Genomic DNA, 5,609 nt, shown 5'->3' with positions numbered 1-5,609 from the left:
CCGCCCGTTCGGAAATGGCCGATCCGCGAGGATCGGGGCGGGGCACGCCGGCCGGGGCATGATGTCTGGGTGGCCCGCCTATCCACCGGTCTCGTCGTCCGGGGCCGCAACCGGCTTCGATTCGGCCGAACCGCGCTGGCGCAGCACGACCGTGAGCCAGATGAAGATCCCCAGGGCGAAAAACTCGCTTTGCCAGTTCTGGAACGATTCGAACCAGAATTGCGGGCTGCCGATGTGCTGCAGAACCGTCTCCGCCGGTTGCCCCTTTTGCATCGCCTCGTCATTGGCGAGATGCAGGCTGCCGAAGAGGTGGAGCACGAACGATGTCAGGAACAGCGTGGCCAGGGCGATGCTGAGCGAGTGGGAATAGACCGTCAGCAGAATGTCCGCGCCGCGCCTGACAGGCCATGGTGCCTTCGGGTCCCCGGCATGATCCCGCGGGTCGGCATCGACCTCGGCTTCACCGTCCATCGGTTTCGATTCCGGCGATCCCTTCTGGCGAAGCCAGATCGTCAACGTGACATACATCGCCATCTGCAGGAATTCGCTTTCCCAGTTCTCGAAGACAGCGGAGACGAAATGACCGCTTCCGAGATAAGGGATCAATGCGACCGTCGCGGCGCCCTGTCTCTCCTGGTCCTCATTCCAGGCCGCCCATCCGGCGAGGATCTGCCCGACCATGCAGGCGGCGAAAAACCCGAGCATGACCAGCACGAGGCCGTTCTCGCGCGCAAAGCGAAGCGCCCGGTTCATCGCAGTGTCGAACGCCGGGTCAGTCGCCTCCTGGATACTGGCGCTTGGACAGCAGCCGGGCGAGATGGGCCGTATTGCGGGCGAGGGTGGCGGTGGCCTTCTGCACGGCCTCGGGCGTCTCGGCCAGGTCGATGTAGTTGGTATTGCCCATGGCCTCGCCCACCCAATAGGTGACCGCGCCGGCCGGAATGGTGAAGCCCACCACCGCCACCGCAGCGACGCTGCCGAACGAGATCATCCGGCCTTCGTCATCGGTCTCTTCGAGGAACGCATCCATGCGCTCGAGCACGCGCTTGCATATGCTGGAACGCTGTCCGAGCCAGATCGGCGTGCCGATCAGCAGGATGTCGGCGGCCAGGATCTTGCGCCGCAAGGCGGGCCAGGCGTCGCCAGGCCCCTCGTCGGAGGTCACGCCCGGCTTGATGTCGTGATCGGCCGCCCGGATGATCTCGCCCGAAACCTCATGCTCTGCCAGGGCCGCCAGCACCTCGGTCAGAAGCCGGTCGGTCGACGACGGCTCCGACGAGTTGGCTGTCGACTTCAAGGTGCAATTGAACGCGATCGCTTTCAGCGGCATGGCGAACCTCATGGTCGGGCCATGAGGGAATAGGGCGATGATCCTCGCGGTTCCGGACGATGACGGCGGTGCGCCTCGAGGCGCACCGCATCAGGCGCAACCGCAGGAATCCCGAACGCGCAGGGTCGCCGCAAGGCGCACCGTTTTCGGCTTGGCCGCAGGCTCCTGCAGCCGCCGCGTCAGCAGGCGCACGGCCGTCGCGCCCAACTCGGCGCAGGGCTGCGCCACCACCGTGAGCCGTGGGCTGAAGGCCGTCGCCCAGTCGAAATCGTCGAAGCCGGCCAGCGCGATGTCCCCGGGCACGCGCAGCCCCGCATCGCGCAGGGCGTGCATGGCGCCGATGGTCATCAGGTTGTTGCCGGCGACGACGGCGTCGGGCCGCGGATCGAGCGCCAGCAATCCGCGCACGGCCTGGCGCGCCGGCTCCAGCGCCGAATGGCCGGTGACGACCAGCGCCGGGTCGAACCCCAGCCCCGCCTGCTTCAGCCCGGCCTTGTAGCCGGCCAGGCGCTCCTGGCTGGTGGACAGGCCGGGCTGGCCGGCCACCAGCGCGATCCGGCGGTGGCCATGGGACGCCAGATGCGCCACCAGCTGGATCGTCGACCTGCGGTTCTCCACCCCGACCTGGTCGAAGTCGGGTGCGACCAGCCGGTCGATCAGCACGGTCGGGATGGCATGGGTGCGCAGGTACTGCAGGGCGGTGCGATCCGGGTCGGCCGAAGCGGCCAGGATGATGCCGTCGACGCGGCGCTGATGCAGGGCCTGCACGGTCTGCAGCTCCTGCGCCGGGTCGTCATGCGTGTCGGACAGGAAGATCATCAGCCCGTGGCGCTTGGCCTCGACCTCGATGCCGCCCACCACCTCGCTGAAATAATGGTTGCTGATGGCCGACAGGGCGATGCCGATCGACTGCGTCGTCGCCCCGGCCAGGGATCGCGCCAGGGTGTTCGGGATGTAGGCGGTCCTGGCGATCGCCTCCTCGACCGCCCGCACCGTCTCCGGGCTGACCTTCCGCGTCCCGTTCAGCACATGCGAGACGGTGGAGACCGACACACCCGCCTGGCGCGCGACATCGGCCATGGTCGAGGCTGGGGCAGGGCGGGGCGTGCTGCGGGCCATGGATCAGGGGTCTGCTGCGGTCGGGGGACGAGGATCTATCACGGGACGCTGCCGGAAGGGCCAGGCCGAAGCCCGGCCCTTCCGGGCGCCGTGGTCAGAAGGCGAATTCGCCGACATTCGCCGGGGTGACGATCTTGGCCGGCCCGAGCACGACCTCGCCGCCGTCGCCGACCTTGTACTCGCCCAGCCGGCCGGCGGCGAAGCTGCTGCCAGGCTTGCCGTCGAGCTTGCACTGCGCCAGCGCCTGGGCGGCGTAGTAGGTCAGGTAGCCCAGGTCCTTGACATTCCACCAGATGTCCTGGGCGGCGCCGCTCTCGATGTATTTCCGGATCAGCGAGGCCGGGGCCAGGCCGGTCAGCTTGATCTTGCCGGTCATGCCGGCCTGCTCCAGCGCCCGGGCGGCCGCCGGCAGGCCGATGCCGGCCGGGACGATGATGCCCTTTAGGTTGGGGAAGGCCTGCGCCAGGGCCAGCGCCTGCTGCTGGTTGACCTGCTCGCTCTCCTCGCCATAGGCGACCTGGACCAGCTTCATCTTGGCGAATTTCGGATCGCCGGCCAGCCGGGCCTTCATGAAGTCGATCCAGGCGTTCTGGTTGGTCGCGGTCGGGGTCGAGGACAGGATGGCGAATTCGCCCTCGCCGCCGATCAGCTGGGCCATGCTTTCCAGCATCATCTCGGCCAGGCTGTCGCCCTTGGCCTGGTTCAGGAACAGGGTGCGGGCGGCCGGCGCGACGTCGGAATCATAGGAGACCACGCGGATGCCCTGCGCCATCGCCCGCTTCAGCGCCGGGGCCACGGCGTTGGCGTCGTTGCCGGAGATCGCGATCACCTTCACCTGCTGGGACACCAGGTTGTTGATGAACTCGATCTGCGCCTCGGCCGTCGCCTGCGACGGCGCCTGCTGCACCACCTCGCCGCCGATCTCCTTCTGCGCCTCGTCGGCGCCGGTCTTGGCGACCTGGAAATAGGGGTCGGTGTCCAGCTTCGGCAGGAAGCCGACGGTGACCGGGCCGCTGGCGCAGTCCTGCGCCAGGGCGGCGGCGGGCGCCAAGCTGCCGAGCAGTGCCGTGGCGAGAGCCAGTCTGGTGATACGCATCATGGGTGTTGCCTCCTCCAATGGATTGTCGTTGGTCGTCCCGGCGCGTCCCACGGCGCCGATCAGGACACCCGCGCGTCAGGTCGAGCGCGGGCGGAACCGTTCGAACAGGTGCTTCGACGCGTTGCTCAGCAGCAGGGCGCCGATCAGCAGCAGGCCGATGATGGTGCCCTGGGCGTCGCCGCCGATCCGGCTCAGCCCAAGCGCGTTGCGGATCACGGCGATCAGCACCAGCGCCCACAGCACGCCGGTCAGCTTGCCGCGGCCGCCGAAGACGCTGACCCCGCCCAGCAGGGCGACGGTGATGATGTCGAGCTCGAACCCGACCGCGTTGTTGGCACGGGCATTGGCCAGCCGGGCGGTGAAGACGACGCCGGCCAGCGCCGAGACCAGGCCGGACAGCACGAACAGCCACAGCCGCAGCCGCGCCACCCGGATGCCGGAATAAAGCGCGGTGGCCGGGTTGCCGCCCAGCACATAGATCCGGCGCCCGGCCGGGGTGCGCTGCAGCACCACGGCGAAGACGGGCGCCAGCACCAGGAAGGGCACGATGGTCCAGGGAATGGGCGTGCCGGGAACCGTCTCGATGCCGAAATCGGTGAAGGAGTCCGGGAACGCGTTGACCGAGGCGGAGCCGAGGATAATGTAGCCGACGCCGCGGAACATCGCCATCGTGCCCAGGGTCACCACCAGCGATGGCAGGCCGAAGCGGACCACCAGCACGCCGTTGAAGGCGCCCAGCCCGGCGCCGGCCAGCAGCACCAGCGGGATGGCGGCCGCCATCGGCGCCCCGGCCTGGACCAGGACGCCGAGGATCACGCTGCTCAGGGCCAGGATGCTGGCGACCGACAGGTCGATCTCGCGGGCGATGATCAGCAGCACCATCGGCAGCACGATCAGCGCCTTTTCCGACACGCCGGCCGCGGCCTGGGACAGGTTGAACTGGGTGGCGAAGTTCGGCACGCCCAGCACGGCGTAGAGGATGACCGCCAGGGTCAGCGCCGCCAGGAAGGTCTCCCAGCTGGCGAGGCGGCGAAGCCGGTCGCGCATCATGCCGCTCCTGTCCGGCCGCGGCGGGCGATGGCGGCGTCGATCGCCACCGCGGCCAGGATCACCAGGCCGTAGATGCCCTGCAGCCACAGCGGGTCGACCCGCACCAGGGTCAGCCCGTTGTTGATGACCAGCAGCAGCAGCGCGCCCAGCAGTGTGCCCAGCACGGTGCCGGAGCCGCCGCGGATGGCGACGCCCCCGACCACCACCGCGGCGATCACGGTCAGCTCGTAGCCCATGGCGACGCGGGCATCGACGGTGGCGTAGCGCGATGCCCACAGCGCGCCATCCAGCCCGGCCAGCAGGCCGGCGACGGCGAAGGTGGTCAGCACCCGCCGGTCGGTGCGGATGCCGATCAGCCGCGCCCCGTCGGGGTTGGAGCCGATGGCGTAGAGCTCGCGCCCCGCCGGCATCCGGCGCAGCGCCAGGGCGGCGGCCAGCAGCACGGCGGCGGCGATGACGACCACGCCCGGCACCCCCGCCAGCCGGGCGCCGGTCATGTCCAGCCAGGCCTGGGGCACCTGGTCGGCGCTGATCTGCTTGCCGCCGGCGACCACGCTGTTGACGCCGCGGAACACCGCCAGCGTGCCCAGCGTCACCACGATCGACGGCACGCCGCCGCGGGTGATCACCAGGCCGTTCAGCAGGCCGCAGGCGACCCCGACGGCGCAGGCCGTGCCCAGCCCGGCGGCGATGCCCAGGGCCGGATCCGCCTGCATCACGCTGGCCGCGGCATAGGCCGACAGGCCGATCACCGAGGCGATCGACAGGTCGATGTTGCGGGTGACGATGATCAGCATCTGCGCCACCGCGACGATGATCAGCAGCGCCGCGTCCATCGAGATGGCGGTCAGGTTCTCCAGGCTCAGCACCCGCGGATTGATCGCCGCGATCGGCAGCAGGATGGCGACGATCGCGGCGACCAGGCCGAGCTCGCGCCGCTGCGCCAGGCGGGCGGCCGATCGCCGGGCCAGCCGCGGCGCCTCCGCGGCCGCCGGCGCCGGATCCGCGGCG

General features: G+C 69.8%; 6 protein-coding genes. All 6 read right to left on the bottom strand.

The annotated features are described in order from the left end of the window. Positions 1 to 78: 78 nt before the first annotated feature. Positions 79 to 753: a DUF6766 family protein gene (locus FFK22_RS40755; RefSeq protein ID WP_138893273.1), complete on the bottom strand. Its 675-nt coding sequence runs from the start codon at positions 751 to 753 to the stop codon at positions 79 to 81. Between the two features lie 19 nt (positions 754 to 772). Then, a complete protein-coding gene (locus FFK22_RS40750; protein WP_138893274.1) occupies positions 773 to 1,330 on the bottom strand; it encodes a flavodoxin family protein in 558 nt (185 codons plus the stop codon). Positions 1,331 to 1,420: 90 nt separating this feature from the next. Then, entirely contained in the window at positions 1,421 to 2,449 is a 1,029-nt protein-coding gene (locus FFK22_RS40745) for a LacI family DNA-binding transcriptional regulator (protein ID WP_221939264.1), read from the bottom strand. A 94-nt stretch (positions 2,450 to 2,543) separates the two neighbouring features. Next, positions 2,544 to 3,548: a rhamnose ABC transporter substrate-binding protein gene (locus tag FFK22_RS40740; protein ID WP_221939263.1), complete on the bottom strand. Its 1,005-nt coding sequence runs from the start codon at positions 3,546 to 3,548 to the stop codon at positions 2,544 to 2,546. A 75-nt stretch (positions 3,549 to 3,623) separates the two neighbouring features. Further along, complete coding sequence (locus FFK22_RS40735) at positions 3,624 to 4,595, bottom strand: ABC transporter permease (RefSeq protein WP_221939262.1); 972 nt, start codon at positions 4,593 to 4,595, stop codon at positions 3,624 to 3,626. Next, on the bottom strand, positions 4,595 to 5,609 hold a 1,015-nt coding region (locus FFK22_RS40730; protein ID WP_143956955.1), incomplete at its 5' end, for an ABC transporter permease. The genes FFK22_RS40730 and FFK22_RS40735, both read right to left, overlap by 1 nt.

This window comes from Mycobacterium sp. KBS0706 (genome assembly GCF_005938675.2).
Lineage (GTDB): Bacteria > Pseudomonadota > Alphaproteobacteria > DSM-16000 > Inquilinaceae > Inquilinus.
This window is presented reverse-complemented; position numbering and strand designations above follow the sequence as displayed.